The organism is Bacillus sp. FSL H8-0534, assembly GCF_038005885.1.
Taxonomy (GTDB): domain Bacteria; phylum Bacillota; class Bacilli; order Bacillales; family Bacillaceae_G; genus Bacillus_A; species Bacillus_A pseudomycoides.
Genome location: NZ_JBBOUC010000001.1, coordinates 4,016,722 through 4,043,527 on the forward strand (window position 1 = coordinate 4,016,722; position 26,806 = coordinate 4,043,527).

The following is a 26,806-nucleotide window of genomic DNA, read 5'->3' on the forward strand; positions in this document are numbered from 1 at the left end:
AAGGATGGTACGTATGAAATGGCTTGTAATTGGAATTGGCATTTTTCTCTTGCTCATTTTATTTATACTATTGTCGAAACTATCGCTTAAAGTGACGTTTTTATATTCAGAAATGGAGAAACAATGTTTATTTCAAGTGAAAATATGGATGATTGGATATACATTTGATGTGCTGGAAAGAATTGAAAAACAGCAAAAAAAGACTGGACAAAAAATCGAAAAGGCAGAGAAAGATGGGGGTATGGAAAATAAAATCATGGCGCAGCTTGATAGCATCGGGGAACTGATAAAAAAGCTTCAAGAGATCCATACTATTATTAAAGGTTTTCTTAAAAAAGTGAAAATCAATAGCTGGAAATGGCATTCGCAAATTGGAACGGGTGATGCAGCTAGTACCGGAATTGTCACTGGATATGCATGGGGGATAAAAGGAATGGCAGCCGGGGTCTTGGGACAATATACGCATGTTATTGATATACCGGAATTTGAGATTACACCTGTGTTTCAAGGGAAGGGATTTGCATCGAAAGGTGAATTAACAGCCTCCTTTCGTATATATCGTGCCATAACAACAGGAGTGAAATTACTCTTGTTTATGAGAAAACAAAGATCTGGTATAACAGAAAAATCTGTACAAGCATAGGGGGATAAAATGGACCATCCAATTCAAGGTTTAATGACAACTGCAATGCAGCATTTAAAACAAATGACTGATGTAAATACAATTATTGGCGACCCAATTAAAGCAGCTGACGGAAGCGTCATTTTAACAGTTTCTAAAGTAAGTTTTGGGTTTGCTGCTGGTGGGAGCGAATTTGGAAAAGTAGAGAGCTCTGGTCGTCATCCATTTGGAGGCGGGAGTGGTGGCGGTGTTTCAATTAACCCTGTCGCTTTTCTCGTTATAAATGGACAAGGCGTAAAAGTGTTACATTTAGATAAACAGACACATGTGATTGATAAGATCATTGAGTTAGCACCACAAGCTGTTGATAAAGTGAAGGAAATGATGGAGAAGCGAAAAGGCGATGAACCAGAATTTGAAATTTAACAGCGAAAAGAAGCTAATCGATTGATTAGCTTCTTTATTTTTTTTGTAAATAAAGCGATTTTGTTTGCATTCTGTATAGGGACAAACTATCATTTACAGTGTACATATTTTGTTTAAATAAGGGAGGATTTTCAAGTGGCAAACGTAACTTTTAAAGGTAACCCAATCACTTTAGTTGGAACAGAAGTTAAAGTTGGCGATCAAGCGCCAAACTTCCAAGTATTGGCAAATGACTTATCTCCAGTAAGTTTAGAAACATACAAAGGTGAAGTAAAATTAATTAGTGTTGTACCATCTATCGATACAGGTGTATGCGATGCACAAACTCGTCGTTTTAACCAAGATGCAGCTGGTATTGAGAACGCAAAAGTACTAACAATTAGTGTGGACTTACCATTCGCTCAAAAACGCTGGTGTGCAGCAAACGGCTTAGAAAACGTAGCAACACTTTCTGATCACCGTGACCTTTCATTCGGTGAAGCTTACGGCGTAGTAATGAAAGAGCTTCGTTTACTTGCTCGTGCAGTATTCGTAGTAGACAGCAACGACAAAGTAGTTTACGTAGAATACGTAAGTGAAGGTACGAGCCATCCAAATTATGAAGCAGCATTAGAAGCAGCAAAAGCTGCGAAGTAATGAAGACGATCTCTTATAGAGGTCGTTTTTTCTTGTCAGGCGTGTTGTATATTGTCGAACTGTCGATATATTTGAAAAAGCGTCGATATAATTTAGCGGTCTCATGACATAGAGGCTGCTTTTTCTTTTGGGAAAAAATTAGATTACCCCGCATTAACGGGCAGTAAATCTCCTACCTTAAGGTGCAGTAACACAAAGAAGCTAGTTGGGAGATAAACTGCCCGTAAATGCCCGATTGGTGAGGGCTAATAATCAGTGGGGATGAAGAAACCTCCCCACTGATTAAAGTTTCACTTTATGGTATGATATAAGTTATGTGTAATTGACAGAAGGAGGAGTGTATGTGAGTCAGACAGTAGAAACATTATTTTCTATTTTTGATTCTTCTACCGTAATTTTACGTAAAGAATTAGATGTAACATATTTAGAAGCGCTTGTGGAAACAGGGGATAACCTGTTTGAAGGAGCGGTTCTGCAAGAGGGATTATCTGAATCAACAATTGAACGGTTGAATCGTGAATATAGTAAGTTTAATGAAGAAAAATATAAAAGCGAGGAACTTCGCAAAGCATTTCAGCTTGCCATTTTAAAAGGAATGAAAGATGGCATACAAGCCAATCATGAAATGACGCCTGATGCAGTTGGGATGTTTATGAACTACTTGTTCCAGAAATTTATGAAGGGTCAAAAAGAAATCACGGTGTTAGATCCTGCTATTGGAACAGGAAACTTAATGACAACAATCTTTAATGGTGCTCAAGAAGGGACAACGATAAGTGGATTTGGTGTAGAAGTGGATGACTTACTCGTTAGACTTGCTTTAGTGAATGCAAATTTACAAAAGCAAGCAATTGAGTTCTTTAATCAAGATGGGTTAGCGCCGCTATATATTGATCCAGTTGATGTGGTTGTTTGTGATTTACCAATCGGGTTTTATCCAAACGAAATCGGTGCAAGTGAATATACTTTAAAAGCAGATGAAGGAATGTCTTATGCACACCATCTTTTTATTGAACAAAGCGTAAAACATACAAAAGAAGGTGGCTATTTATTCTTCTTAGTACCAAACTTCATCTTTGAAAGTGATCAAGCACCAAAACTACATGCTTTTATTAAAGAAACAAGCTATATTCAAGGATTATTACAGCTTCCTGTTTCCATGTTTAAAAACGAGAAAAATGCAAAAAGTATATTTGTTCTCCAAAAGAAAGGTCCAAATGTAGTGATGCCAAAACAAGCGTTATTAGTGGAATTACCTAAGTTTTCCAATATGAAAGCGATGGAGAATATGATGGCTCAATTGAACAGTTGGTTTGCAACTCATAAATCGTAATGTGTGTAACAGAATTATTCTTAGATATAGTACAGTTTTGTATTGTGCGTAATAATTTTAAATATATACAAGATAAAACTGAATTTTTTTGAAATCTGTAATATATATTTTTTCTTGGTGTTACAATTTTTTCACTTGAAATATATGTCGTACGATGTTTAAATTAAATTCGTGAGTATAAAATTTACTGGGGATGAAACGTTTTCATCTTTGGTACATTTAATCAGATAAAATCGAGCGGTTTGTGGTCTTATCCACACAACTACCAAGAGAAAAAAGGGGCGAAAGACTAGATGTCAAAAATCATCGCGATTAATGCAGGAAGCTCTTCCTTGAAATTCCAATTATTTGAAATGCCAAGTGAAACAGTACTAACAAAAGGTTTAGTAGAACGTATCGGTTTAGAAGATAGTATCTTCACAATTACTGTGAACGGTGAAAAACAAACAGAAGTAACAAATATACCAGATCATGGAGTAGCAGTTAATATATTACTTAACAAATTAACTGAAAACGGAATCGTAAAATCTCTTGATGAGATTAGCGGTATCGGTCACCGCGTTGTACACGGCGGTGAAAAATTTGATGATTCTGCTTTAATTACTGACGAAGTATTAGCGGAAATTGAAAATTTAAGCGAATTAGCACCACTTCATAATCCAGCACACGTTGTTGGTATTAAAGCGTTCCAAGCAGTACTTCCGAACGTACCAGCAGTTGCAGTATTCGATACAGCATTCCATCAAACAATGCCGGAAGAATCTTTCTTATACAGCTTACCATATGAATACTATGAGAAATACGGCATCCGTAAATACGGTTTCCATGGAACTTCTCATAAATATGTAACACAGCGTGCAGCTGAATTATTAGGTCGTCCACTTGAAAGCTTACGTTTACTTTCTTGCCACTTAGGTAACGGTGCAAGTATTGCAGCTGTAGAAGGTGGAAAATCTATTGATACTTCTATGGGCTTCACTCCACTTGCTGGTGTAACAATGGGTACACGTTCTGGTAACCTTGACCCTGCGTTAATTCCATACATCATGCAAAAAACAGGACAATCTGTAGAAGAAGTTCTGAACGTATTAAACAAGAAAAGTGGTATGCTAGGCCTTTCTGGATTCTCTAGTGACTTACGTGACATCGAACAAGCGGAAAAAGAAGGAAACCACCGTGCAGAAGTAGCGTTAGATGTATTCGTAGAGCGTATTCATAAATATATCGGTTCTTATGCAGCTCGTATGAAAGGTGTAGACGCAATCATCTTTACAGCTGGTATTGGAGAAAACAGTACTCTAATTCGTGAGCGTGTATTAGAAGGCCTTGAGTTTATGGGAGTATACTTCGATCCAAAACGTAACAACATTCATGGCGAAGAAGCATTCATCAGCTTCCCACACTCTCCAGTAAAAATTATCGTAATTCCAACTGACGAAGAAGTTATGATTGCTCGTGACGTATTACGTCTTGGAAACCTTGGTTAATATATGTAAAAAAGACGGAATCCTATAGGATTCCGTCTTTTCTTTTTGTGGCAACAAATTTCGTTAGTCCATTTGGATACAATACTTTTTCTTGATTCAGAAATGTTGTAATCGGAATCCACGTCGCATATGTATGGGGTTCTCCGTTTATAATAGGAATTGTTTTGATCTCATAAAGCGACGTATCTACAAAATGAAGAGAATACAATTGAATGATCTCATGGCCGATTTCTTCGTTTGCGTAAAAGATATTTTCAAGACATCCTAAGTAAGTTGTAATTTCTACTTGTTCATTAAGTTCTTCCTTAAATTCACGAATCACTGTTTCATCTGATTTCTCTCCAAATTCAATAGAACCGCTGAGTGGTCTGTAATACGCTTCACTTTCCGTAAGATACTCTTGAACGAGAATTCGTTCGTTGTGAAGTACAATTCCAAATGCCTTTGCGCGTGGGTACACATAGTAACCTCCCATGTACTGGATAAATATATGTTTAGCTTATCAGATTTACAAAGAAAAATCGGAAATATGTTACAATAGAAAAAAATTGAGCGAGGTGGTTGTTACGATGCGATCAAAGCGAGAACAAGCCATTTTACAAGATATTAAAAATTGGGAAAGGAAATTATTAGAACAGGAGCCTACCGATTTTCAAAAGGTATTTGATAAGTGGTTGCATAGTACTGTTGCAAAGTTTCCTGAGAAAAAGCGAAAAGAGTTTTTTGCGAAAGTAGACGGATGGTTATTCCATCTCCATGCATTGATTCAAAGTTCACAATCACAGCTTGATGCAAGAAATCGTATTTTAGGAACAGCACGGTTGTTTGATGAATCGGTTGAACAGCTAGAAGAATTGAAAGCATTATCCATTGATCAATTAACATACATAGCAGAGCAGCAGACGGCGCGTCATCGTTTATATTCTTTCGTACAGGGAGGCACAACCGGAGTAGGTGGTTTGTTATTATTAACAGCTGACTTTCCTGTTATGATTGCATTAAATGTAAAGGCGGTTCAGCTTATTGCAACATCGTTTGGTCATGATGTGAACAAGCCTTATGAAATGATGCTCGCTTTAAAGGTATTCCATGCGGCATCGTTACCAACAAGGCTCCAGCAATATGCTTGGTATAACTTACTTCAAGAACTAGAACAAGAAGATTCGTTCTTTTATGAAGGGGAAGAAGAAGTATTAAAACCAGCTTCTACAGAAGTTGTGTTAAAACAAATTTTGAAGACTTTTTCTATTTATGCGCTTCGCCATAAACTATTTCAAGGCATTCCTGTGTTAGGAATTGCAATTGGTTCTACGGTGAATTATCGTCTAACACGGAATGTAACAGAGTTTGCAAACAGGTTTTATCAAGTGCGTTACATAGTAGAAAAAGAAAAAAGAGCATAAAAAAGCGAGAGGCCGGAGCCTTTCGCTTTTTAGTTTGTTGCATGTTGTTTTGACATTGGAATAGATACTGTTTTCTTTTCTTTTGCTGGATAATAAATTAAATCGAGCGTCTTTGCCTGTAGGGCAATTGAAAGAATAGTAAAAGCAATTTCTGTCCAAGTTAAATAATATAATGAAAGTGCAAGCACGATCGCATCAAAGACGAAGAAAATCTGACCAATTGTAAAGCGAGTTCTTTTACTTAGTACAATTGTTAAAATATCGTCGCCGCCGGTTGCACCACCAAATCGCAATATAAAACCGAGTCCAATACCAGCTAGCACACCGCCCAATACTGCGGCTATCCATAAATGATTTGATAAATCTACCGTGAATGGAGAATAGTTTTCCATTAAAGAATAAAACACTCCGAATGAAATTGAACCCATAAATGAATAACCAACCATCTTTTTACCTAAAAATGTAGCGCATAGTAAAATGATCGGGATATCCATCAATACAGTTGAAATTGACGGTGAAATATCAAAAAAGTTTTGTATAAATAGCGCGATTCCTACAAAGCCACCTTCTGTTAAGTGGTTTTGAAAATGAATGTGATATAGTGCTGCAGATAGGATAAATGAACCGATTAAAACCATAAAAATTTCTTTAATAATTTGTCGACTTTGGATGTTCCTCATCGTTATTCCTTCTTTCCGTAGTTAGTAGTTCTTTTCGTCTTGTAAACTAACTACGAGCCTTATAGCTTTCAGTTAGTTTACATCAAACTAACTACGCTATATATCGCTGAAGAAATAACGAATAATCCTCTCGTCCATCAATTCTCCCTACTTTCGTTTTAGTTTAAGCCTAAAAACGACTAAACAAAACGTGGAGTAGGATTTGTTATTTAGCAATCCTGCCCTCTTCTTTGTTTTGTTTAGCAATGATCAATGCGACTTAAACAAAACGCTATGTGTAAGAAGAGTCTTTTCGTTGCCAAATTATCCTTCGGGCAATCATAATTTCCCCACTCTCGTATTTTTTTCGCTAGACTAAAGGATCTGAGCTGAAAAAGTACGCTACGTGTAAGATTCGTCAATTCGATGCCACATGCTCCTTCGAGCGATCATGATATCTAAATCCTTTCTGTAAAAGATTTTATATTATTATATCATACTTTCAAAAAATGTATGCGGATGGAAACCGACAATAACCGGAGAAAAACTACAGAATTTGTCGGTTTACAAGAAGCATGCTGTTATTCTTAAATGTTTTTGTAGGATAGTCCTAGTTGTTTAGAAATTGGAAAATGGTTCTAAGGGTTTGTCCAATAAGTGATGGAAAGAATCATTGAAGTTTAATCGTCCGTTTTTGGGGTATCATCTTTCTCTTTGAAGAAAGCATCCCAACTAATGACACTAAGAAGAGTTAAAATGATAATAAATAAAGCTTTCATAAGATTCTACCTCCGTTAGAGTAGTGTTTTTCTTACAAACTTTTTTCATTAGTATATGAAAAAGAGGACATGAAATGTGAATTTTTCACAAAAGTAAATCTTTATGAGATGATATTAATATAGATTGATGGGGGGAAGAATATAGCATGTTCAAAGATATGTTTAAAAGAAAAGAATTGAAGTGTTCTGCTTGCCAGAGAAAGGTTCAATATGAAGAAGAACTTGTTGCTTTTATAAAGTTACCGAAAGAACGGAACTTGTTAGTTGGACCGTTTGATGTATGCTTGGCTAAATCAGCACAAGAAGTATATTGCAAAGCTTGTTATAAAGTGAAACTTTAATCAGTGGGAGGTTCTTCATCCCCCATTGATTATCAGCCCTCACCAATCGGGATTTTACGGGCAGTTCATCCCCCGCCTAACCTCTTTGCTTTTGCTGAATTTTGAGGTGGGGGTCTTACTGCCCGTTAATGCGGGATAAAAAATGAAATGAAACGTATTTCTCGTAAGCAGGAAGGATTTTTTGTAGCGATATCATATTTTAGTGGTTTTTCCTATATAACCCAATTATAATTGAAAACGTAATTTACTACAGGGGGTAATATCGTTCACAATGAAAAAATTTTTTTTGATTATCTCATCGTTACTATTAATTTTAACAGCTTGTAGTACAGATGGGTTTGTCTCATCTAACTATGAGCACATTGAAACAATGGAAAATGATTTAGGTGATAGTGCTCAGGTCTACACAGTGGAAAACAAAACTGTAAAAGAAGTGGCGCAAGAAATTATTGCTAATGAAAAGCCAAAGTATGTTTCGAAAGAAAGTGATACAGAAATGTTTATTCTGTATCCTCAAAGTTCCAATGAAGAATTTATCCAAATCACTCAGGATCCAATAAATTCAAATCATACAGTTGTTGAGGTAGCAAATGAAGATTTTGCTGAAAATAGTTATGATTTCTCTTTACTTGAAGCAATGGGTGTATTAGGTGTTGCTGCTACGCTTTATGGTTGGAATAAAGCAGATTTTGATAATAAGAAAAAAAGAAGTGGTTACAGAGGATACGTAAGTGCTTTTAGCAATAATCCTGCTAATTTTCAAGAGGAAGAAGGCTCGAGTTCTTCAGGATCTGGCGGTAGAGGCTTTTCAGTGAACATTGAAAAAAAATCATCAGAGAGCGGCTCCATACGAAGCGGGAGTACAGTTCGTGGCGGTGGCCCAGGAACAGGGAAATAGGGGGATATGGTTTATGTTTAATGAAATTTTAGATGTACAAGAAGTATTACATACGCTTCTTTATTTTGTTGTTTTATTAGGTGTAACAATCATTTGTATGTTTATTTTTGAAATGATTACACCGTATAATGATCGGGAGCAGTTACTAAAAGGAAATAAAGCTGTTGCCATTCAGTTTTTTGGAAAAATAATAGGGATTACGTTAATTATGAAATCAGCTATTGCTACGAATGATTCTCTTCTTGGTGCGGCAATTTGGGGTGTTATTGGTTTTGTACTTATGCTAATTGGTTATTTTATCTTTGAGTTTCTCACTCCGCGCGTTCGTGTTGATAAAGAAATTGAAAGTGGAAATGTTGCGGTAGGAATTATCGCTGCAAGTATTTCCTTAGCAATAGCATTAATAACATCGGGAGCTATTTCGTAGAAGAACTTGCCAGCGCAGGTTCTTTTTTCTATGAAACAATGAAAGTATATTTTATTCTGATTAAATGAAAAGAGTTTATCTCGTTTTATCGGACGGTAAGTATCTCACCTCAATATTCAGAGAGAGCGAGGAATATAGGTGGAAGATAACTGCCCGTTAAAGCCTGATTGGAGCGGACTTTCCATCAGCGGGGCCTTCACTGGTGGAAGTTCTACTTTATTAAAGGAGTGCAGGTATGACAGAAAAGGAAAAATCGATTCAGAAAAGAAGAATCTTCACTTCATCAGGGATTGTATCAATTTGTGGCATTGTATATCAGGTTTTATATGGAGCGGCAGGTGGATATTTGTTTGGGGATTCTACGCTTTTTTATTGTTTAACGATAGGGCTCTTTTTAAGTGGCATGGGTATTGGAGCGATGCATAGTGAAAAATTTCATCGTCACTTATTATCGACGTTTATTGTAACAGAATACCTTATTGCCATTATTGGTGGATTTTCTATTTTTATGGTTTTCTTTATGCAAGCTCACTTTGGTGACGGGACAGCTAAAATTATCTTATATTCCATTATTGTTGTCACAGGTTATTTAACTGGTTTAGAATTACCGCTTTTAATTCGGAAATCAGAAGAAATTAATGCTGATTTAAAGGAATCTACTGCAAAAGTGCTTTTCTTTGATTATGCGGGCAGTTTAATCGGAACCGTGACGTTTGCTTTATTATTGAGACCAATGTTAGGTCTTATTAAGACAGCCTTTTTCATTGCGCTCATCAATATCCTTGTTGCGGTATGGTTAAGCTTTGTCTTTAAAAAAGAAATGAATCAGGTTTACTTACGAGTTACTGGCATGATTTTAACGATTATAATAGCACTTGGTTTTCTGTTTGGAGAAAGATATGCGTATACATTAGAAAATAAGTTATATCGAGATCCGGTTGTATTAAAAAAGCAAACAAAATATCAAAAAATTATTATGACGAAAGGCCCTGGAGATATACGGTTATACCAAAACGGACAGCTGCAATTCTCAGAGGCCGATGAACATAGATACCATGAAGCTTTAGTACATATTCCGATGTCTCTCGCTCCTAAAAAACAAAATGTTTTAGTATTAGGCGGGGGAGATGGTTTAGCGACGAGAGAGATTTTAAAATACAAAGAGGTAAAAAGAATTACTTTAGTTGATTTAGATCCAGAGATGATTAAGCTAGCTAAAGAAAATCCTCATTTACTACGATTAAATCAAAATTCATTTCGTTCTAGCAAAATGAATTTTGTTAATGATGATGCATTCAACTTTTTAAAACAAACGAATGATTTTTATGATGTAATCATCATTGATTTACCCGATCCCAATAATGAGGCACTGAATAAACTTTACACATGGGAATTTTACAGTCTTGTTAGAAATCATTTATCTCAGGAAGGATTTGTTTCCATCCAATCTACGTCACCAGTATTTGCAACAGAAGCTTTTTGGACAATTAGTAAGACAGTAAAATCTACAGGACTATATGCAAAAAATTATCATTTAGATATCCCTTCATTTGGAAATTGGGGATTTACAATTGCGTCTAGAGAACAATTTAAAATAAATAGTATGAAGCTTACTGTAGATACGGAATATTTGGCAGAAGAAATGATTCCATCTCTATTTCAATTTGGGAAAGATGAAGATGAGATAATCACAAAGAATGGGGAGGTAATTGAATTACCGGTTAACCGTTTGAATGAGCCCAATTTATTAGACCTATATGAAAAGGGATGGAATTACTATTAAAAAAGCATCTATTTGTAGATGCTTTTTTATTTGGCTTATTATTGATGCGCTTTCCCCTCAGATACATTTTGAGTAAGGCGATACCAAAGCCATAAATCGTTAATGATGGAGGCAAGATCAGCAATTTCAGAATTGAGGCTACAGGAAATTTCAAAGTTTTCTTCGTTATTTAAACGATGTTGTTTTTGATTAATATGATATTCAAGTTTTTTTATACGATCAGGTATTTTTCCGCGAATTTGTTCCCACTTTAATAAAATAGCATGCTGCATTTTTTCAGGGATATCTTCCCATTCTTCTTGTAGTTCAGGTACTTCTATTCCTAGGTGTTCATCGTATATAAAATATTGTTCCATATAGACACCCCCATTTTCTGTTTCCATTGTATCGAAAAAAAGAAAGAAGTTCGACGGAATTGTTAGAAATTTTTTTGCTAATATCCCTTGATTCATTTTGTAAAAGGTGTTAAAGTGTGAATTAATATTAATAATAATGAATATTTATTCTTTGGGGGGATATGAAAATGGAGAAGAAAAAAGTTGTTCTAGCATATTCCGGAGGTCTTGATACTTCCGTTGCAATTAAATGGTTACAAGAGAAAAATTATGATATCATTGCACTTTGTTTAGATTTAGGGGAAGGTAAAGATTTAGAGTTTGTAAAAGAAAAAGCACTTTCAGTAGGTGCAATTAAATCTTATATGATTGATGTGCAAGAAGAATTTGCGAATGAATATGCATTGATGGCTCTGCAAGGTCATACGTTATACGAAGGAAAATATCCACTTGTTTCGGCATTATCGCGTCCATTAATTGCAAAAAAACTAGTAGAAATTGCGGAGCAAGAAGGAGCAAGTGCTGTTGCACATGGATGTACAGGAAAAGGGAACGACCAAGTTCGTTTTGAAGTTTCTATTCAAGCATTAAATCCGTATTTAGAAGTGATTGCGCCGGTACGTGAATGGAAATGGTCACGTGAAGAAGAAATTGCGTATGCAAAAGAAAATGATGTACCAATTCCAATCAATTTAGATAGTCCGTTTTCCATTGACCAAAACTTATGGGGACGTAGTAATGAATGTGGAATTTTAGAAGATCCATGGGCAGCACCTCCAGAAGATGCATATGAAATGACATTAGCATTAGAAGATACACCGAATAAACCAGAGTTTGTGGAAATTGGATTTGAATCAGGGGTACCAACAACATTAAACGGCACTTCTTATTCACTTTCAGAACTTATCAAAACGTTAAATTCGCTTGCTGGAAAACACGGTGTTGGACGTATCGACCATGTAGAAAATCGTCTTGTTGGGATTAAATCACGTGAAGTGTATGAATGCCCAGCGGCAATGACATTACTTACAGCGCATAAAGAATTAGAAGATTTAACACTTGTAAAAGAAGTCGCTCATTTTAAACCGATGATTGAACAAAAATTAACAGAATTAATTTATAACGGTTTATGGTTCTCACCTTTAAAACAAGCACTTGCTGCTTTCTTACAAGAAACACAAAAATCCGTAACAGGCACAGTACGTGTGAAATTGTTTAAAGGTCATGCAATTGTAGAAGGACGTAAATCAGAATACTCTCTATATGATGAAAAATTAGCGACATATACAGTGGATGATGAATTTAACCATGATGCAGCAGTTGGCTTTATTTCTTTATTTGGTCTTCCAACAAAAGTATACAGCCAAGTGAATCAAAAGAAGGTGAAAGCGTGAGCAAACTTTGGGGAGGTCGCTTTACAGCAGAAGCAGAAGAATGGGTCGAGGAGTTTGGAGCTTCCATCTCCTTTGACCAGCAATTAGCGAATCAAGATATTGAAGGTAGTATTGCGCATATTACGATGCTGGCGAAACAGGGAATTGTAACAAAAGAAGAAGCAGAGAAAATAAAAGAAGGTTTACAACATTTACTAGATGAAGCAAAAGAAAATAAGCTTGCGTTTTCTGTCCAAGCTGAGGATATTCATTTAAATATTGAAAAGATGTTAATTGAAAAAATCGGTGAAGTAGGAGGCAAGCTTCATACAGGCCGAAGTCGTAACGATCAAGTTGCTACAGATATGCACTTATATTTAAAGGAAAAAGTGCAGGCCATCATAAAGGCTGCGAAGAAGTTGCAGAAGGTTCTTGTTCATCAAGCAGAAGAGAATATTGAAACGATTATGCCGGGATATACACATTTACAACGTGCACAGCCAATTTCGTTCGCTCATCATGTACTTGCATATTTTTGGATGTTAGAGCGCGATGTAAATCGTTATGAGGATTCACTGGGGCGTATTAATATTTCTCCGCTTGGCGCAGGTGCTCTTGCAGGGACGACATTTCCGATTGACCGTGCGTATAGTGCGGAGCTTCTCGGCTTTGAAGGAATCTATGAAAATAGCTTAGATGCGGTAAGTGACCGTGATTTCATATTAGAGTTTCTTAGCAATTCATCCATATTAATGATGCATTTATCTCGCTTTTGTGAAGAACTCATTTTATGGAGCAGTCAGGAGTTTCAATTTATTGAAATGAGCGATCAATATGCAACAGGAAGCAGCATTATGCCGCAAAAGAAAAATCCTGATATGGCTGAACTTATTCGTGGTAAAACAGGAAGAGTATACGGCAACCTATTTAGTTTATTAACGGTAATGAAAGGTTTACCGCTTGCTTATAATAAAGATTTGCAAGAGGATAAAGAAGGAATGTTTGATACGGTGAAGACAGTGGAAGGCTGCCTGCACATTATGGCTGGTATGCTAGAAACAATGACTGTAAATAAAGAAAAAATGGGGCAAGCCGTGAAACAAGACTTCTCTAATGCAACAGAAATTGCTGATTACTTAGCAAGCAAAGGGCTTCCATTCCGTCAGGCACATGAAATTGTCGGAAAGCTTGTTCTTCATTGCACACAAAAAGGAATTTATTTATTAGATGTACCGCTAGAAACATATCAAGAGATGAGTCCGTTATTTGAAGAGGATTTATATGAAGTTCTTTCTTCTTATGCAGCAGTGAAACGTCGTAATAGTGCAGGTGGGACAGGGTTCGAACAAATTCAAAAAGCGCTGGAAAAAGCGAAGGTGCTAGTGGGAGAGACCGTAAATTTATAAGGATGAGAAGAGGGTAATCTGTTCTGTATAGGAGCATATTACCCTCTTTTTTGTATATATCATATTTTTATACAGATGTTTATCTAATATTTAATTTTCTATATTTTAGGAAATGAGTATGGTATCCTTTTATAATATAGAGAAAAAAGGTTCAAATTTTTTTGTTGTTGATCATGAACGATATTTGTACTTGATAGGAGAATGTATGAAAAAGATAATTTTTATTCTTGTACTACTAATTAGTTTAAGTTTTAACGCGAAAATTTTTCTGGTAGATAAATATATGTATGTAGGAGAACGTGAAAAACGAGAAGAAGCAATTATGCTAACAATGTGGCACTTACAGGAAAAAGGATATAAAGAAAGTGATATTTTATCAATAAAACCGGCCTTTTATAGTAAAGAAGGTTCTTATGGTATGAATGTAATGTTTAAAGATGAATCTAATGAGTCGTATACTTATAAAGTTTGGCGGGATCCTAAGACAAATAAACCCTCTGTTCATCAACAAACAAATGCACGAGGTGGTATGGGCGGAAAACACCAAGAGCTTAAATAGTAAAGAAAGTGTTGAGTGGATACTTGAACTTTGAAGTGTAAAATCGATATAAATAGAATGATTTCTCATGAACATGAGAGGATACTAAGTTCTGTCCAGGAACCAAGTATCCTCTTTTTTATTATATTTCCACTAGCAAAAGATATAAGTATGCTAACGGAAAAAAGGAGTTTCGTAATCTTAGGTTGAAATTTGGATAGATGGAAAATTTAGTAATGCAAGGAGCGTCCATTATGCCAACTTATTAAAGAGTTTACTTCAAATGAAATTCAAAAAGAATAGAGAGGTAATACTCTATGTTATCTATAAAAGATATTGAATTACAGATAGAGGAACAAGTGCAAAATAAACCAGTGTTTGTAGATGAAGATCAGTACTATCCTTGTTTCCCTATCACCTCTTCCATATTTTATGCAGGAGAATACGGACTTCTTCGGTTTACAAAGAATTTAGATGAAACTTCAGTCTTATCTATTCAAGATGCCTGGCATTTGGAATATGTAGGAGAAGAAGTAAAGATAAAGTGAAACTTAAACTTAAATCAGTGGGGGATTCAGCCCTCACTGATTTAGTGCTTTTATACTTCTATACTACGTGCATGCATCGTTTTATAGATATTTTCAATGATTAAAAAATGATGGTTCTCATGTATCGCTAAAAGTTGAATGGCTTGAATTAGGTTTGGATACTTAGCGATTGGATCCAAAAATACAATGTGCCCCGCGATATTTTCTTCTATATTCTGAACGCATACTTTGATTGCATTTGTTTCGTTCACTAGCAATCGTTCTAGTTCTTTACCATCCATAGAATAATAGATTTTTTTTGATGGTACTAGAATCCAAGGAGCTTTCATTCCTTTACCGTTTTTTTTCTTGTATTCTGCATAGATGTCATGTATTTCAGTTGCAAACGGGGCATTTCTTCTTATCTTGGCATAGGGAAGAAGTGTCAAAGAAAACTTAATTGCAACTTTTAGCATTTTTGTAATTAAGTACAGGTGGTAGAGATGTTCCCCAATCGACCATTTCCCATTTTCATTTCGATGCCATAGTTCTTCTTGCGGAAGTGATTGTAGTTTAGGGAGAAATTGAGATCTTTGCTGATGTAATGTATGGAAATGTTTTGCGATACTTTCAGATTTCATTTATTAGACTCCTCCATTCTATTACGCGCCAAATCTTCAAGCGTATGAAAGGTGATGCTTCAGCGATACGGTGAGATGAATTTATGTATTCATTCTGATTTTCCTAATTATACCATTAGTGTGACTGTTTTGTGTTTCAGGAGGGGGAATTAATGCTAAAACAACTCTTCATATGAGGTCGTATATTTGAAAATCTACGTTAACCGTACCGACATAGGAGTAAGAAAAAGGAGAGCGCATGATACGATGTACTCTCCTTTTATTTTTTAGAAAACATGTTCATGTAAAGCTGGCTTGTCAATCTGGAAATACTATGGCAGTATATAAGGAACATCCCTATTTCTTGTGAATTTCAATTTCGTAATTGTTATGTTTACGAGGATATAAGAAAGGGAATTGAAAGTAATTTTTATAATGGAGGAAATAAAAAAGTATGCAAAACTTACCAAACTGCCCGAAATGTAATTCAGAATATACTTATGAAGATGGAAGTCTTTTTGTTTGTCCAGAGTGTGCTCATGAGTGGGCTTTAGAATCAGAAACTGAAAACAGTGAAGGTAAAAAGGTTGTTAAAGATGCAAATGGAAATATTTTAAATGATGGTGATGCTGTAACAGTAATCAAAGACCTGAAAGTAAAAGGAACTTCATCAGTTATAAAAATAGGTACAAAAGTAAAAAGTATCCGTTTAGTTGATGGAGATCATGATATTGATTGCAAAATTGACGGTTTTGGAGCTATGAAATTAAAATCTGAATTTGTTAAAAAGGCATAAAGATAATCATATAAAAGTGATTGAAAAGACGTTCAGTAAGGTGATTTTGTCACGTAATGAATGTCTTTTTATTATGAAAAAAGAGGATATACGTTTGTATATCCTCTAATAAGTGTAATGTTATGTCATTTTTCCTTATTCATATTTATGTCTGTTTTCTGTAATACGAATATACTCAATATCCATCAAATCACGGAGGAGTGCACCATGGCTCAGCTCAACGCCATGTTTTTCTTTAAAATGCGAACAGATCGTATCGAGCATTTCCAGCTCTTCATCATTTACATCTAAAATAATTCGTTCGTGATCTCCCATGTAGTAGCCCTCGTTTCGTTTTTTCTTAGCGTAACCGAAATTTCCTTATTGTATAACAATACCTGTATTTTATATGTTAACATTTCGTTATTAGGACATTAAAAAAGAAGGGAAGATGAAGTTGTTTTATAGGTTTGTTATTATTTTATATACGGCTATTATACTTAAATATGCTTTTCCTGCCATTGTTACTTTACAATATATAAAACCTACGTATATCGCCCTATTTATTTTTTGTATACTTGTAATGGATTGTTGTATTTCACTCTGGATATATAGAAAAAAGCAGAAACAAAATGAACAAGAGAGGCAACGGACAAAGCGAAAAAAAACGTTTTGGATGATGACATATGTTTTTGTTTTTCCAATAGTTCTGAGTTTTGTAAGTGAACGTATAGCGGAAAAGGGATTCGATTTAAAGCTTGGAGCAATAATGTTTTTCTATTATTTCTTTTTTCACTTTATTCCTTATATGAGTGAAAAGAATGGGGAAGATGAGGATCCTTTTGAAAAAGATATAAAGGAACAAGAGGATAGAATAATAGAAGAAGAAATGGAGCAACTTGCTAAACAAAAATGGTATTTCAATTCAACACTTATCTTCATTCTTTGTTTGGTTACACCACCAATTGGTTATTTATATGTAGTTCTTTTACGAAAAAAAATGACATACTATGCGAAAATGAGTTATTTGACACTTGCAACCATTACAATGGGATTATGGGCAATGAAGTTTTTACCGTCATCCTTATATGCAATTGTCATAGTCTGTATAGCATGTTTTATATTTATTGGAAAATACATAAAATAAAAAAACACCAAGTCTGCATAAGACTTGGTGTTTTCGTTATTTATTAAATGTCACCTTGCTCTTCTTCACCACGAACAACAAGGACATCGCATTTTGCATAGCGAATAATATGTTCAGAGACGCTACCGATTAAGAATCGTTCTACAGCGTTTAAACCAGTTGCACCACACATAATTAAATCTACTTTTTGTTTTGGAGCAATTTCTTTTGAGATTTTAGATTTTGGATTACCGAATTCTAATACAGTTTCTACTTTTTCAAGGCCAGCTTCAGTTGCAGTCTTTTTGTAGTCTTCTAATAAATCTTCTGCAAAGAGATTTGCCCGCTCAGCGATTGCGCGGCTATATGCCTCTACAGCAGAGTATGCTTTTACATCAACGATATGAGCGATTGTTAATGTTGCGTTGTTGCGCTTTGCGACTTGAATTGCTTTTTTAAAGGCTTTTTCTGCTTCTTTGGAACCGTCCACTGCAATTAAAATATTTGTATATGTATTATTCATAGTAGATTCCTCCCAATTCGTTTTTATAAGCTTTTACAACTTAATTATAAAACAAAATATGGTAACGTGCTTGCCAGAAACGTTACAGAATTTTGAAAACTCTGTTCCAATTCTTTTTAGTTGTAATTGTAGGGAGAACTTGTTACATATGAAGTATAGCAATTTAAAAGGAGGCATGTTTGTGAGACACGCGCTCATTACGGCCGGTACGAAAGGTTTAGGAAAGCAAGTAACAGAGAATTTATTAGCTAAAGGATATTCAGTAACTGTAACATATCATAGCGATATGAGTGCTGTAGAAACAATGAAAGAAAAGTATAAAAATATAGAAGAACGTCTACAGTTTGTGCAAGCAGATGTCACGAAAAAAGAAGATTTACATAAAATAGTAGAAGAAGCGATTAGCCGTTTTGGCAAAATTGATTTTTTGATTAATAATGCAGGTCCTTATGTGTTTGAACGTAAAAAGTTAATTGATTACGAAGAAGATGAATGGAATGAAATGATACAAGGGAATTTAACAGCAGTGTTCCGTTTATTAAAACTTGTCGTTCCCATTATGAGGAAGCAGCATTTTGGTCGCATTATCAATTACGGATTTCAAGGGGCAGATAGTGCACCTGGCTGGATGTACCGTTCTGCATTTGCGGCTGCAAAGGTAGGACTTGTTTCGTTAACGAAAACAATTGCCTATGAAGAAGCGGAATATGGCATTACAGCGAATATGGTTTGTCCAGGAGATATTATTGGTGAAATGAAAGAGGCGACAATTCAGCAGGCGCGTACGATGAAAGACATTAGAACACCAATTGGTAGATCTGGAACAGGTGAAGATATTGCTCGAACAATTTCGTTTCTATGCGAAGAAGATTCCGATATGATTACAGGCACAATTATAGAAGTAACAGGGGCAGTTGATGTTATTCACCGATATCGACAAAAATAGATAAAGTGAAACTTCCATCATTGGGGAGCTTTATCCCTCAATGATGGTTAGCCCTCACCAATCGGGCATTTATGGATAGTGTATCCCCCACCTGATTTTGGGGCTTTTTCATCTTGAGAGGGGGATATTACTGTCCGTTAATGCGGGGCAAAATCTATCGGAAAACTCGCATTATTTTTTGTCAAATATTGAGATATTATGTTAGAATATAAGAGCGTAGAAAGCGCTTTAAAAAATGATTCAGGGGTCATTTCATAACTCAAGGGGGAATTAATAATGCGTATCGGTATTCCAACAGAAATTAAAAACAACGAAAACCGCGTGGCAATGACGCCAGCTGGTGCTGTACATTTAGTACACAATGGTCATGAAATTTTTGTTCAAAAGGGTGCAGGTTTAGGATCTGGCTTTACAGATGAAGAGTACGTACAAGCTGGAGCAAAACTTGTTGAAACTGCTGAGGAAGCATGGAATCAAGAGATGGTTATGAAGGTAAAAGAGCCAGTAGAAAGCGAATATGGTTATTTCCACGAAGGTTTAATTTTATTCACATACTTACACTTAGCTCCAGAACCAGAATTAACAAAAGCATTAATTGACAACAAAGTAGTATCAATCGCTTATGAAACAGTACAATTAGACAATCGTTCTTTACCACTACTTGCACCGATGAGTGAAGTAGCTGGTCGTATGTCTGCACAAATCGGTGCGCAATTCCTTGAGAAAAATAAAGGCGGCAAAGGTATCTTACTTGCAGGCGTTCCAGGGGTAAAACGCGGTAAAGTAACAATTATCGGCGGTGGCCAAGCTGGTACAAACGCAGCGAAAATCGCAGTAGGCTTAGGTGCTGACGTAACAATTATCGACTTAAGTGCAGAACGTCTTCGCCAATTAGATGATATTTTTGGCAATCAAGTCAAAACATTAATGTCTAATCCATATAACATTGCAGAAGCTGTAAAAGAATCTGATCTTGTAATCGGTGCAGTATTAATTCCAGGTGCAAAAGCTCCAAAACTTGTAACAGAAGAAATGATTAAATCAATGGAGCCAGGTTCTGTTGTAGTAGATATCGCGATTGACCAAGGTGGTATTTTCGAAACAACTGACCGCATTACAACTCATGATAACCCAACTTATGAAAAACACGGCGTTGTTCATTATGCAGTTGCAAATATGCCTGGTGCGGTTCCACGTACATCAACTCTTGCATTAACAAACGTAACAGTACCATATGCAGTACAAATTGCAAACAAAGGCTACAAACAAGCTTGCCTAGGCAACTCTGCATTATTAAAAGGTATTAATACATTAGATGGTTATGTAACATTTGAAGCAGTTGCAGAAGCACACGGCTTACAATACGCTGATGCGAAAGAGCTTCTTGAAAAAGCTCCTGCTTTATCATAATAAATATTAGATGAGGCCCTCCTTGTGATAAGGAGGGTTTTTTGTTTGGAAATTTATCGGAATGGAATTTTTTTCTTGTTAATACGATTCCTCTTATGATAGTTTGAAATTATATATGTGAGATAGATTTTAGAGAGGGGATAAAATGGGGAGAAAAAGTAGCAAGAAAAAACAAATAAGAAGGCAGAAATATATAAAGAAAAAGCAGGAAACGAATATATCATTTCAAAAGAAGTTGGTTCTTAGTATAGAGAAAATAGCCAGATATATTAGTATGGTCATTTATGTAATCGTATGCTTTTTTGTGTTAGGTGTATTTTATCAGATAGAGATAAGACCTGAATTTTTGGAAGACATCTTACAGGGCATTGCTTTTTTGGTACCATTCGGTATGTTTTTTGTAGTGTTTGATAAAGTATGGCCAAGCCGTGAAAGTGAAAAAGATAAGAAAAGAAAGCGGAAAAGGAAACGCTCTTCCTATTCCTCCAGCTCATCAAGTGGATTTGTAAATTACAGCGATAACGATTGTAGTAGTGCAAGTGATAGTGGGGGTGGAGATTGCGGAGGTGGTGGGGATTAAAACTGAAAGTAATTTACTTTGAAATGTTTTATTTTTCAGAATGATGAAAGGCAAAAATAGATTTGGAAAAAACGAGATCATTAGAATGGAATAGAACGTCGCGAAAAGGGTGCATAGCAATGAACTTAGCAAAAGAGTCAGAAGAAAAAGTACAAGAGAACAGTGAACTGAATGAAATGAAAGAAGCAATTGTTAAATTAGAACAAAGTGTACAAGAGTTAAAAGAAGAAGTAAAAAAGGTAAGGAAGAAAAAGCAGGAAAAAGATATTGATTTTGGAACAATCGGCTTTTGGGTTTGTATGATGATTATTGCACTTGGATGGTTTTGGGGAAAATAATAAATCACTAGGGGATGAGGAGAACAATGGAGAAAGTGAATCTTTTAGAACTCACAAAAGATATTACAGAAAGGCACAAAAATTTTGTTGTATCGAATGTGAATAGTCATTGTTTACGAATTGCTGTGTTTACGGGGGAATATGATTGGCATCTTCACTCGAACTCGGATGAATTATTTATAGTACTCGAGGGAGAATTACTTATCGATTTTCAAGATAAGGATACAGCTGTATTAAAACCAAACGATTCTATTTTAATTCCAGCCGGTACCGTTCACCGAACAAGGGCACTACAGCGCACTGTTAATCTTTGCTTCGAAAACTTAGATGCGGATACCGTTATTGTGGAGAACGTATGAGAAAGTTAGCGTTAGCAGAATATCATACGATTCTTCCAGTTTTAGAAGATAACAAACAGACATCTACTTTTGCTTATGCAGTATGTGATCGAATAATAGATGGTGAGATTTTTGTAAATGAGAGATTAACAACAGGAATGATTGCGACTGCTAATGGCATTTACTATCTGTTTGGAGATACACATGATCAGGAATTTCAACACACTTTGTTTTCTTATATTGAAAATGATGTTTTAACAACGGAGAAGCGATTCACATTATTTGTTTCTAGCATAGAGTGGGAAAGCATTATTGAAAATCATTTCAAGGATTCTTTTAGAAAAATCCCTCGAAAAAAATTTCTATTTCAGAGAGATATCTTTGAAGATAGAAAAAGAGAATTAGAAGATTCTACATACAAAGTTAAGCGGATTGATAAAAACATAATCGAAAAAAGTACTGAATTTACGGAACAGTATTATACAGAATATTGGGGATCAAAAGAAGTGTTTTTGAAGCGTGGTTTTGGATTTTGTATTGTACAAGATCAAAAGGTAGTGGCTGAATGTGTCTCAATTTTTAGAAGTAATGGTTTTGCTGAAATTGATATCGCAACAGATCCAGACTATCAAGGAAAAGGGCTCGCTCGATTAGTCGCAACTTATTTCATAGAACATTGTATACAAAATAGTATTACGCCGTGCTGGGATTGTAATGTGGATAATATACCCTCACAAAGACTTGCTAGTAAACTAGGTTTTGACCATCCAATGGAATATGTTTTATATGTACGTAAGAAAGTAGAGGGATAAAACATGAATGTCGAATTAACAAGATTCAAAGTGAAGCCAGGGAAAAGTCACCGTGTTGATGAATGGATGAAGATGCTAAATGATCATATGAAAGAAGTGTTATTGACATTAAACGACGAGAAAATGTATGTAGAGACAATTTTCCGGGAAATAAGAGATGGAGAAGAATATTTGTATTGGTATTCTGTCCAAGGAGAAGGCGGGATAGCTATCGAAGCTTCTCGGCACGAAGTTGATAAAAAGCATTTGGAATTTTGGTATGAATGTATTGATGAGGAAGCACCTGCTGACCATATGAAAACAGAAGTTGTCATGATTCAAGATGTTGTCAAAGATGCGATGAAATAATAAAATAGTATTCTTTGTATATACGAAAAAGCACACCAGAATAGATGGGCTTTTTTATTTGTGAAAAATTTTCAGCAGAAACTTGTATACATTTCAAGCTCTCAAACGTTGAGTATATAGGAAGGAGAGCAGAATGAGTCATGAAACGTTTGAATCATTATTAATAGAAAAGTCAATATAAAGAATATCTCACCTCGAGATTTACCGATCTACGGCGTAGTCGTAACAGGAAAAACAGAGGATTTAAAAGATTTACAAAGTTCACCGTATATAAAAGCGGCTGTAAGAGGTGTAACAGTTGAGAAATATTGATTACGAAACATTAATTAGAATAATCTGAAAATTTATGGTATAATATGGAGAAAAGGGGGCCTATATGAAGCAAATACATGGAGCAATCTACATCTACATAACAATGTTTTTCATTGGAGCGTCTTATGGTTTAGGGCATTTATACTCGCACCCGATTTTAACTTTTTTGAGCGGGACATGTATGGCCATTGCGATTTGTATACACTTTTTCTCAGTTTGGATTGTAAAGTTTCAACTAAATATTAGTGAGATGGAAGAAGGCACTTTTTAAGTAGCCTTCTTTTTTAGTAGTATCTGTTTAACTCTTTTAATAATATTTCAATTTGTTTCTCCGCTTCTTCACACATGGATAAGGTTCTTAATCTAAAGAATAGGCTTCGTAAGAATGATTTTACATTTCCATACAACGTTTCATAAGACACGATAGATAATTCTGCTTTTTGAATTTGCATTTGATTAACTAAGGAATGTAAGGCTGCAATGAGTTCTTTTTCATCTAAACCATTTTTCAGCATGGCAATGATAGGAGTGATAATTCGCTCATCTTCTTCGTACTTGTAATACATTGTATGCACATTTATCTTTTCTAACAAGGTTTGTAGTATTTCAGGATAATGGAAGACTTCAAGTTTCGGGTTTATAACAAGTTCATCGAATGTATCTGAGACGTGAGCGATGCTGTGAGCCCAACCTCGGTCGTTAACATATCCGCGAAAATCATGTTCTTGGTTCATATATAAAATTAATTTGTCTTTCACATCTAATATGTCAGACGGTGATAAGAAGTTATGTTTTGTATCGGCGTTTATGATTAAAGCAATTAATAGTGCTGTAAATGATCGGGTGAACACAGCATCTTTATCTTCTGTAGTGATTTTATAAAATAAATATTGTTCGCTTATACTTTGTGATAATAAGTGCTGTAATTGAGTTTGTGTAATATGGTCATTTATGATGAGGTGCCAAAAGGTCGTACAGATTAATTTGTCTCGTAAATAGCCGTCTGGTGTGCCGATATGTTGGAGCATTTTTGAACTTAAATCATGAATGTCTATCGTGGAATCTATGGCGTATTGGTTAGCTTTTATTTCTTCTAATTGTTTTTGAAGTTGTTGCATGTAATCTCCCCTTTTTATTTAGAAAATTCTGTATTTAAATATTATGATAGAAACGGAGAATATACAAGAAATAAATGCCTTTCTTCAACAAATCAATCATTTATTGAGGATTTCAAAAAAACGATTAGAGACGAACAAAAAATGTTAGAAATAGGATTGATTAATGAGGTTTCTATAATGGAGGCATGAAATGAAGAGAAACACATGGATGTTGTGTGTGTATGTTTTATTTACCGTTTCTTTCGTGATATTAACAGCATGTACACGTAATGAGCAAGCTGAGAATGAGCCGGTGAATATACAACAACAAACAGAAAAAGGTGTTATGGAAGGATACGTTATAGTGAAAAATACAACTGTATATTTCATTAGTAACAAAAAGTTCAAAACGAAAAAAGGGTTGCAGGAGTATGTGGAGCTACAACAACATTTGGATACCCCAGCGGACACGATTCTACATTTTGGTGATAAAAATGCATATAAACAGTTGAAATCAGGATATAAAATAAAAGTATGGTTTTCTAAGATACTTGAAAGTTACCCAGGGAAAATGACTGTTAATCAGTTTGAAATCGTAGAGAAAAATGGTATTTAAAAAAGGTAGCGTATTCGCTACCTTTTTTCTTATTTTACAAACTGTAATTCTTTTGGGAATTTCGTTAAAATTTCTGATCCGTCTTTCGTGATGTAGATATCATCTTCAATACGAACGCCACCTACGTTTGGTACGTAAATACCTGGTTCGATTGTGAAGACCATGCCTTCTTTTAATAGAGACTCGTTTCCTTCTTTTATATCTGGATATTCGTGTACGCTAATGCCAAGTCCATGACCAAGACGGTGCGGGAAGAATTCTCCGTAACCTGCATCTGCGATAACAGAGCGAGCAGCATTGTCAATTTCGCCAAGTGTAACGCCTGGTTTACAAGCTTCAACCGCTTGTAATTGTCCTGCTAGTACAGTGTTGTAAATACGTGTTTGTTCTTCTGAAAGATCGCCAAATGCGACTGTACGTGTAATGTCAGAGCAATAACCGTCAATGATTACACCTAAGTCAAATAGTACGAAGTCACCGCGCTTCATTTTGTTTCCGCCTGGGATACCGTGTGGCAAGGCAGAGTTTGCACCTGTTAATACCATTGTGTCAAAGGACATTTTATGTATACCTTTTTTCTTCATTTCATGTTCGATGATTGCTAACACTTCTAATTCGCTGCGATTTTCTTCAATTGCATTTACACCGATTTCAACAGCATAGTCTGCCATGTGGGCTGCTTGACGCAAAATAGAAAGTTCTTTTTCGTCTTTAATTAAACGAAGTTCGCGTACTTTTTCTTCAGCGGATTTGAAAGATGCTTTCGGGAATAATTTTGTTAATTCTTCATAGCGCTCTACATTTAAATGTTCTTTTTCAATTGCCACTGCATTTACATCAATGCCGCGATCTGCGATTGCTTTTGCAATCATATCCCATGGTTTGTCTGTATCAGTAAATCCGATAATTTCATGTGCCCAGCCAGCGTTTCTAGCTTGACCTTCTTCCATTTTAGGACAAATTAAAATTGGTTCTTTTTCTTGGAATACAAATAGACCGAGTAGTCTTTCGTGTGGTTCGCAATGGAAGTTTGTCATATAGAAGACGTTTGGTGTAGAAGTTAAAAATGCAGCTTCCACGTTCTGTTCTTGTAGCCATTGCATTAAGTTTTCTAATCTAGTATTCATAAATTCGCACCTCCGAGATTTTAATTACATATATAACTTTACATCGGATGAAAGTGTTATGACAAGCAAATCGCTGTTTGAAAAGACAGGAAATTGTGAAATCATGTAGAATAGAAGGTGTGAATGTGAATAAGGAGGAATGTAACAATGAAAGTATCCTATCACGGGCATTCAGTTGTAAAGATTGAAACGAATGGAAAGGTTATCTTAATTGATCCGTTTTTAACAGGTAATCCGAAAACAGATTTAAAGACTGAAGATGTTAAGGTAGACGCGATTATTTTATCGCACGGCCATGGTGATCATGTCGGCGATACAGTAGCACTTGCGAAGAAAAATAATGCAGTTGTTGTAGCGCCGTTTGAACTCGCAACATTTTTAGGGTGGCAAGGTGTAAATACACATCCGATGCATATCGGCGGTTCACATGTGTTTAATTTTGGGAAAGTGAAATTTACACAAGCATTCCATGGGTCTAGTTATATTGATGAAGAAAACAAGACGATTACATATACAGGAATGCCAGCTGGAATTTTATTTACGGCAGAAGAGAAAACAGTGTACCATGCGGGAGATACTGCCTTATTTTCCGATATGAAGTTAATTGGTGCTCTTAATAACATTGATGTAGCATTTTTACCAATTGGTGATAATTTTACAATGGGACCAGAGGATGCAGTGTTGGCTGCGGAATGGATTGGTGCTAAAACAGTTGTGCCGATGCACTATAATACGTTCCCAATTATCCAGCAAGACCCGCATCTTTTTGTCCAAAAACTAACAAGTAGTACAGGTAAGGTATTAGAAGTTGGAGAAAGTATTACACTATAAAAAAAGCAACCCTTCATTTGAAAAGACAAGTGAA

Annotated in this window: 34 protein-coding genes and 1 pseudogene; 27 read left to right on the plus strand and 8 right to left on the minus strand. The window is 35.5% G+C overall.

Annotated elements, in window-relative coordinates; genetic code table 11:
- The first annotated feature begins 4 nt into the window (after positions 1-4).
- The 5 genes from MHH71_RS20400 (at position 5) to MHH71_RS20420 (ending at position 4,504) form a co-directional block, all read left to right on the plus strand.
- The gene (locus MHH71_RS20400) at positions 5-643 is read left to right on the plus strand and encodes a DUF2953 domain-containing protein (protein ID WP_006096134.1); all 639 of its coding nucleotides are present in this window, start codon (positions 5-7) and stop codon (positions 641-643) included.
- Positions 644-652: 9 nt separating this feature from the next.
- Positions 653-1,048, plus strand: a complete 396-nt coding sequence (gene ytfJ, locus MHH71_RS20405; RefSeq protein WP_006096135.1) for a GerW family sporulation protein — start codon at positions 653-655, stop codon at positions 1,046-1,048.
- A gap of 135 nt (positions 1,049-1,183) precedes the next feature.
- Positions 1,184-1,684 (plus strand): thiol peroxidase, encoded by a 501-nt coding sequence (gene tpx / locus MHH71_RS20410; protein ID WP_003201032.1) that lies wholly within the window; start codon positions 1,184-1,186, stop codon positions 1,682-1,684.
- A gap of 343 nt (positions 1,685-2,027) precedes the next feature.
- A complete protein-coding gene (locus MHH71_RS20415; protein WP_018781599.1) occupies positions 2,028-3,017 on the plus strand; it encodes a class I SAM-dependent methyltransferase in 990 nt (329 codons plus the stop codon).
- Positions 3,018-3,310: 293 nt separating this feature from the next.
- On the plus strand, positions 3,311-4,504 hold the full coding sequence (locus tag MHH71_RS20420) for an acetate kinase (protein WP_006096136.1): 1,194 nt from the start codon (positions 3,311-3,313) through the stop codon (positions 4,502-4,504).
- Between the two features lie 22 nt (positions 4,505-4,526).
- Here the strand turns inward: MHH71_RS20420 and MHH71_RS20425 are convergent, their stop codons facing one another.
- The gene (locus MHH71_RS20425) at positions 4,527-4,964 is read right to left on the minus strand and encodes an NUDIX hydrolase (protein ID WP_033799136.1); all 438 of its coding nucleotides are present in this window, start codon (positions 4,962-4,964) and stop codon (positions 4,527-4,529) included.
- 109 nt (positions 4,965-5,073) lie between these two features.
- On the opposite strand from MHH71_RS20425, the gene MHH71_RS20430 reads away from it, so the two are divergent.
- Positions 5,074-5,907 carry an EcsC family protein gene (locus MHH71_RS20430; RefSeq protein ID WP_033799137.1) on the plus strand — a complete coding sequence of 278 codons (834 nt, stop codon included), beginning with the start codon at positions 5,074-5,076 and terminating at the stop codon, positions 5,905-5,907.
- Between the two features lie 29 nt (positions 5,908-5,936).
- Here MHH71_RS20430 and MHH71_RS20435 read toward each other — a convergent pair whose 3' ends face one another.
- Positions 5,937-6,587, minus strand: a complete 651-nt coding sequence (locus MHH71_RS20435) for a YitT family protein (protein WP_003201042.1) — start codon at positions 6,585-6,587, stop codon at positions 5,937-5,939.
- A 904-nt stretch (positions 6,588-7,491) separates the two neighbouring features.
- On the opposite strand from MHH71_RS20435, the gene MHH71_RS20440 reads away from it, so the two are divergent.
- The 4 genes from MHH71_RS20440 to MHH71_RS20455 all read left to right on the plus strand — a co-directional run bounded on the left by MHH71_RS20440 (position 7,492) and on the right by MHH71_RS20455 (position 10,794).
- The gene (locus MHH71_RS20440) at positions 7,492-7,686 is read left to right on the plus strand and encodes a hypothetical protein (RefSeq protein WP_006096140.1); all 195 of its coding nucleotides are present in this window, start codon (positions 7,492-7,494) and stop codon (positions 7,684-7,686) included.
- 271 nt (positions 7,687-7,957) lie between these two features.
- Positions 7,958-8,584, plus strand: a complete 627-nt coding sequence (locus MHH71_RS20445; RefSeq protein ID WP_033799138.1) for a DUF4247 domain-containing protein — start codon at positions 7,958-7,960, stop codon at positions 8,582-8,584.
- 13 nt (positions 8,585-8,597) lie between these two features.
- A complete protein-coding gene (locus MHH71_RS20450) occupies positions 8,598-9,011 on the plus strand; it encodes a DUF350 domain-containing protein (protein ID WP_006096142.1) in 414 nt (137 codons plus the stop codon).
- Positions 9,012-9,246: 235 nt separating this feature from the next.
- On the plus strand, positions 9,247-10,794 hold the full coding sequence (locus MHH71_RS20455) for a polyamine aminopropyltransferase (RefSeq protein WP_006096143.1): 1,548 nt from the start codon (positions 9,247-9,249) through the stop codon (positions 10,792-10,794).
- Between the two features lie 38 nt (positions 10,795-10,832).
- Here the strand turns inward: MHH71_RS20455 and MHH71_RS20460 are convergent, their stop codons facing one another.
- The gene (locus tag MHH71_RS20460; protein WP_018781605.1) at positions 10,833-11,150 is read right to left on the minus strand and encodes a radical SAM protein; all 318 of its coding nucleotides are present in this window, start codon (positions 11,148-11,150) and stop codon (positions 10,833-10,835) included.
- A 167-nt stretch (positions 11,151-11,317) separates the two neighbouring features.
- On the opposite strand from MHH71_RS20460, the gene MHH71_RS20465 reads away from it, so the two are divergent.
- The 4 genes from MHH71_RS20465 (at position 11,318) to MHH71_RS20480 (ending at position 14,994) form a co-directional block, all read left to right on the plus strand.
- Positions 11,318-12,523 carry an argininosuccinate synthase gene (locus MHH71_RS20465; protein ID WP_018781606.1) on the plus strand — a complete coding sequence of 402 codons (1,206 nt, stop codon included), beginning with the start codon at positions 11,318-11,320 and terminating at the stop codon, positions 12,521-12,523.
- Positions 12,520-13,908 (plus strand): argininosuccinate lyase, encoded by a 1,389-nt coding sequence (gene argH / locus MHH71_RS20470; protein ID WP_018781607.1) that lies wholly within the window; start codon positions 12,520-12,522, stop codon positions 13,906-13,908. Before MHH71_RS20465 ends, argH begins: the two co-directional genes overlap by 4 nt.
- Before the next feature lie 205 nt (positions 13,909-14,113).
- The gene (locus tag MHH71_RS20475; RefSeq protein WP_033799713.1) at positions 14,114-14,467 is read left to right on the plus strand and encodes a DUF3139 domain-containing protein; all 354 of its coding nucleotides are present in this window, start codon (positions 14,114-14,116) and stop codon (positions 14,465-14,467) included.
- Positions 14,468-14,763: 296 nt separating this feature from the next.
- Positions 14,764-14,994 carry a hypothetical protein gene (locus tag MHH71_RS20480; RefSeq protein WP_006096148.1) on the plus strand — a complete coding sequence of 77 codons (231 nt, stop codon included), beginning with the start codon at positions 14,764-14,766 and terminating at the stop codon, positions 14,992-14,994.
- Positions 14,995-15,044: 50 nt separating this feature from the next.
- Here the strand turns inward: MHH71_RS20480 and MHH71_RS20485 are convergent, their stop codons facing one another.
- Positions 15,045-15,614, minus strand: a complete 570-nt coding sequence (locus MHH71_RS20485; RefSeq protein ID WP_006096149.1) for a DinB family protein — start codon at positions 15,612-15,614, stop codon at positions 15,045-15,047.
- Positions 15,615-16,047: 433 nt separating this feature from the next.
- Between MHH71_RS20485 and MHH71_RS20490 the strand changes: the two genes are divergently transcribed.
- Positions 16,048-16,389, plus strand: a complete 342-nt coding sequence (locus tag MHH71_RS20490) for a zinc ribbon domain-containing protein YjdM (RefSeq protein ID WP_003201064.1) — start codon at positions 16,048-16,050, stop codon at positions 16,387-16,389.
- 135 nt (positions 16,390-16,524) lie between these two features.
- On the opposite strand, the gene MHH71_RS20495 is transcribed toward MHH71_RS20490, so the two are convergent.
- On the minus strand, positions 16,525-16,704 hold the full coding sequence (locus MHH71_RS20495) for a hypothetical protein (RefSeq protein WP_000502255.1): 180 nt from the start codon (positions 16,702-16,704) through the stop codon (positions 16,525-16,527).
- Between the two features lie 115 nt (positions 16,705-16,819).
- Between MHH71_RS20495 and MHH71_RS20500 the strand changes: the two genes are divergently transcribed.
- Positions 16,820-17,515 (plus strand): hypothetical protein, encoded by a 696-nt coding sequence (locus MHH71_RS20500; protein WP_033799139.1) that lies wholly within the window; start codon positions 16,820-16,822, stop codon positions 17,513-17,515.
- 43 nt (positions 17,516-17,558) lie between these two features.
- Here MHH71_RS20500 and MHH71_RS20505 read toward each other — a convergent pair whose 3' ends face one another.
- Complete coding sequence (locus tag MHH71_RS20505) at positions 17,559-18,017, minus strand: universal stress protein (protein ID WP_006096151.1); 459 nt, start codon at positions 18,015-18,017, stop codon at positions 17,559-17,561.
- A 148-nt stretch (positions 18,018-18,165) separates the two neighbouring features.
- On the opposite strand from MHH71_RS20505, the gene MHH71_RS20510 reads away from it, so the two are divergent.
- The 9 genes and pseudogenes from MHH71_RS20510 to MHH71_RS20550 all read left to right on the plus strand — a co-directional run bounded on the left by MHH71_RS20510 (position 18,166) and on the right by MHH71_RS20550 (position 23,372).
- The gene (locus MHH71_RS20510; RefSeq protein WP_003208709.1) at positions 18,166-18,963 is read left to right on the plus strand and encodes an SDR family oxidoreductase; all 798 of its coding nucleotides are present in this window, start codon (positions 18,166-18,168) and stop codon (positions 18,961-18,963) included.
- A 276-nt stretch (positions 18,964-19,239) separates the two neighbouring features.
- Positions 19,240-20,373, plus strand: a complete 1,134-nt coding sequence (gene ald, locus MHH71_RS20515) for an alanine dehydrogenase (protein WP_006096152.1) — start codon at positions 19,240-19,242, stop codon at positions 20,371-20,373.
- Between the two features lie 145 nt (positions 20,374-20,518).
- A complete protein-coding gene (locus MHH71_RS20520; protein ID WP_006096153.1) occupies positions 20,519-20,953 on the plus strand; it encodes a hypothetical protein in 435 nt (144 codons plus the stop codon).
- Positions 20,954-21,072: 119 nt separating this feature from the next.
- A complete protein-coding gene (locus tag MHH71_RS20525; RefSeq protein WP_006096154.1) occupies positions 21,073-21,291 on the plus strand; it encodes a hypothetical protein in 219 nt (72 codons plus the stop codon).
- 26 nt (positions 21,292-21,317) lie between these two features.
- A complete protein-coding gene (locus MHH71_RS20530) occupies positions 21,318-21,650 on the plus strand; it encodes a cupin domain-containing protein (RefSeq protein WP_003201081.1) in 333 nt (110 codons plus the stop codon).
- Positions 21,647-22,441 (plus strand): GNAT family N-acetyltransferase, encoded by a 795-nt coding sequence (locus MHH71_RS20535; protein ID WP_006096155.1) that lies wholly within the window; start codon positions 21,647-21,649, stop codon positions 22,439-22,441. The genes MHH71_RS20530 and MHH71_RS20535 overlap by 4 nt, the downstream gene beginning before the upstream one ends.
- Before the next feature lie 3 nt (positions 22,442-22,444).
- On the plus strand, positions 22,445-22,789 hold the full coding sequence (locus MHH71_RS20540) for a DUF6176 family protein (protein ID WP_033799140.1): 345 nt from the start codon (positions 22,445-22,447) through the stop codon (positions 22,787-22,789).
- A 177-nt stretch (positions 22,790-22,966) separates the two neighbouring features.
- Positions 22,967-23,101 (plus strand): annotated as a pseudogene (locus tag MHH71_RS20545) (anti sigma factor C-terminal domain-containing protein); the annotation flags it as partial.
- Positions 23,102-23,165: 64 nt separating this feature from the next.
- Positions 23,166-23,372: a hypothetical protein gene (locus tag MHH71_RS20550; RefSeq protein WP_018764479.1), complete on the plus strand. Its 207-nt coding sequence runs from the start codon at positions 23,166-23,168 to the stop codon at positions 23,370-23,372.
- A gap of 13 nt (positions 23,373-23,385) precedes the next feature.
- On the opposite strand, the gene MHH71_RS20555 is transcribed toward MHH71_RS20550, so the two are convergent.
- The gene (locus tag MHH71_RS20555; protein ID WP_006096158.1) at positions 23,386-24,219 is read right to left on the minus strand and encodes a DUF2785 domain-containing protein; all 834 of its coding nucleotides are present in this window, start codon (positions 24,217-24,219) and stop codon (positions 23,386-23,388) included.
- A gap of 190 nt (positions 24,220-24,409) precedes the next feature.
- Here MHH71_RS20555 and MHH71_RS20560 point away from each other — a divergent pair, with 190 nt between their 5' ends.
- Entirely contained in the window at positions 24,410-24,814 is a 405-nt protein-coding gene (locus MHH71_RS20560) for a DUF3221 domain-containing protein (RefSeq protein ID WP_033799141.1), read from the plus strand.
- 29 nt (positions 24,815-24,843) lie between these two features.
- Here MHH71_RS20560 and pepQ read toward each other — a convergent pair whose 3' ends face one another.
- The gene (pepQ, locus tag MHH71_RS20565) at positions 24,844-25,941 is read right to left on the minus strand and encodes a Xaa-Pro dipeptidase (protein ID WP_006096160.1); all 1,098 of its coding nucleotides are present in this window, start codon (positions 25,939-25,941) and stop codon (positions 24,844-24,846) included.
- A 147-nt stretch (positions 25,942-26,088) separates the two neighbouring features.
- Between pepQ and MHH71_RS20570 the strand changes: the two genes are divergently transcribed.
- On the plus strand, positions 26,089-26,772 hold the full coding sequence (locus MHH71_RS20570) for a metal-dependent hydrolase (RefSeq protein WP_006096161.1): 684 nt from the start codon (positions 26,089-26,091) through the stop codon (positions 26,770-26,772).
- Positions 26,773-26,806: the final 34 nt, after the last annotated feature.

Coding starts and splice junctions, on each gene's coding strand:
- MHH71_RS20400 (WP_006096134.1), top strand. CDS start 5: ATGGTACGTATGAAATGGCTTGTAATTGGAATTGGCATTTTTCTCTTG.
- ytfJ (WP_006096135.1), top strand. CDS start 653: ATGGACCATCCAATTCAAGGTTTAATGACAACTGCAATGCAGCATTTA.
- MHH71_RS20420 (WP_006096136.1), top strand. CDS start 3,311: ATGTCAAAAATCATCGCGATTAATGCAGGAAGCTCTTCCTTGAAATTC.
- MHH71_RS20430 (WP_033799137.1), top strand. CDS start 5,074: ATGCGATCAAAGCGAGAACAAGCCATTTTACAAGATATTAAAAATTGG.
- MHH71_RS20435 (WP_003201042.1), bottom strand. CDS start 6,587: ATGAGGAACATCCAAAGTCGACAAATTATTAAAGAAATTTTTATGGTT.
- MHH71_RS20440 (WP_006096140.1), top strand. CDS start 7,492: ATGTTCAAAGATATGTTTAAAAGAAAAGAATTGAAGTGTTCTGCTTGC.
- MHH71_RS20445 (WP_033799138.1), top strand. CDS start 7,958: ATGAAAAAATTTTTTTTGATTATCTCATCGTTACTATTAATTTTAACA.
- MHH71_RS20450 (WP_006096142.1), top strand. CDS start 8,598: ATGTTTAATGAAATTTTAGATGTACAAGAAGTATTACATACGCTTCTT.
- MHH71_RS20455 (WP_006096143.1), top strand. CDS start 9,247: ATGACAGAAAAGGAAAAATCGATTCAGAAAAGAAGAATCTTCACTTCA.
- MHH71_RS20460 (WP_018781605.1), bottom strand. CDS start 11,150: ATGGAACAATATTTTATATACGATGAACACCTAGGAATAGAAGTACCT.
- MHH71_RS20465 (WP_018781606.1), top strand. CDS start 11,318: ATGGAGAAGAAAAAAGTTGTTCTAGCATATTCCGGAGGTCTTGATACT.
- MHH71_RS20475 (WP_033799713.1), top strand. CDS start 14,114: ATGAAAAAGATAATTTTTATTCTTGTACTACTAATTAGTTTAAGTTTT.
- MHH71_RS20480 (WP_006096148.1), top strand. CDS start 14,764: ATGTTATCTATAAAAGATATTGAATTACAGATAGAGGAACAAGTGCAA.
- MHH71_RS20485 (WP_006096149.1), bottom strand. CDS start 15,614: ATGAAATCTGAAAGTATCGCAAAACATTTCCATACATTACATCAGCAA.
- MHH71_RS20490 (WP_003201064.1), top strand. CDS start 16,048: ATGCAAAACTTACCAAACTGCCCGAAATGTAATTCAGAATATACTTAT.
- MHH71_RS20495 (WP_000502255.1), bottom strand. CDS start 16,704: ATGGGAGATCACGAACGAATTATTTTAGATGTAAATGATGAAGAGCTG.
- MHH71_RS20500 (WP_033799139.1), top strand. CDS start 16,820: ATGAAGTTGTTTTATAGGTTTGTTATTATTTTATATACGGCTATTATA.
- MHH71_RS20505 (WP_006096151.1), bottom strand. CDS start 18,017: ATGAATAATACATATACAAATATTTTAATTGCAGTGGACGGTTCCAAA.
- MHH71_RS20510 (WP_003208709.1), top strand. CDS start 18,166: ATGAAGTATAGCAATTTAAAAGGAGGCATGTTTGTGAGACACGCGCTC.
- ald (WP_006096152.1), top strand. CDS start 19,240: ATGCGTATCGGTATTCCAACAGAAATTAAAAACAACGAAAACCGCGTG.
- MHH71_RS20520 (WP_006096153.1), top strand. CDS start 20,519: ATGGGGAGAAAAAGTAGCAAGAAAAAACAAATAAGAAGGCAGAAATAT.
- MHH71_RS20525 (WP_006096154.1), top strand. CDS start 21,073: ATGAACTTAGCAAAAGAGTCAGAAGAAAAAGTACAAGAGAACAGTGAA.
- MHH71_RS20530 (WP_003201081.1), top strand. CDS start 21,318: ATGGAGAAAGTGAATCTTTTAGAACTCACAAAAGATATTACAGAAAGG.
- MHH71_RS20535 (WP_006096155.1), top strand. CDS start 21,647: ATGAGAAAGTTAGCGTTAGCAGAATATCATACGATTCTTCCAGTTTTA.
- MHH71_RS20540 (WP_033799140.1), top strand. CDS start 22,445: ATGAATGTCGAATTAACAAGATTCAAAGTGAAGCCAGGGAAAAGTCAC.
- MHH71_RS20550 (WP_018764479.1), top strand. CDS start 23,166: ATGAAGCAAATACATGGAGCAATCTACATCTACATAACAATGTTTTTC.
- MHH71_RS20555 (WP_006096158.1), bottom strand. CDS start 24,219: ATGCAACAACTTCAAAAACAATTAGAAGAAATAAAAGCTAACCAATAC.
- MHH71_RS20560 (WP_033799141.1), top strand. CDS start 24,410: ATGAAGAGAAACACATGGATGTTGTGTGTGTATGTTTTATTTACCGTT.
- pepQ (WP_006096160.1), bottom strand. CDS start 25,941: ATGAATACTAGATTAGAAAACTTAATGCAATGGCTACAAGAACAGAAC.
- MHH71_RS20570 (WP_006096161.1), top strand. CDS start 26,089: ATGAAAGTATCCTATCACGGGCATTCAGTTGTAAAGATTGAAACGAAT.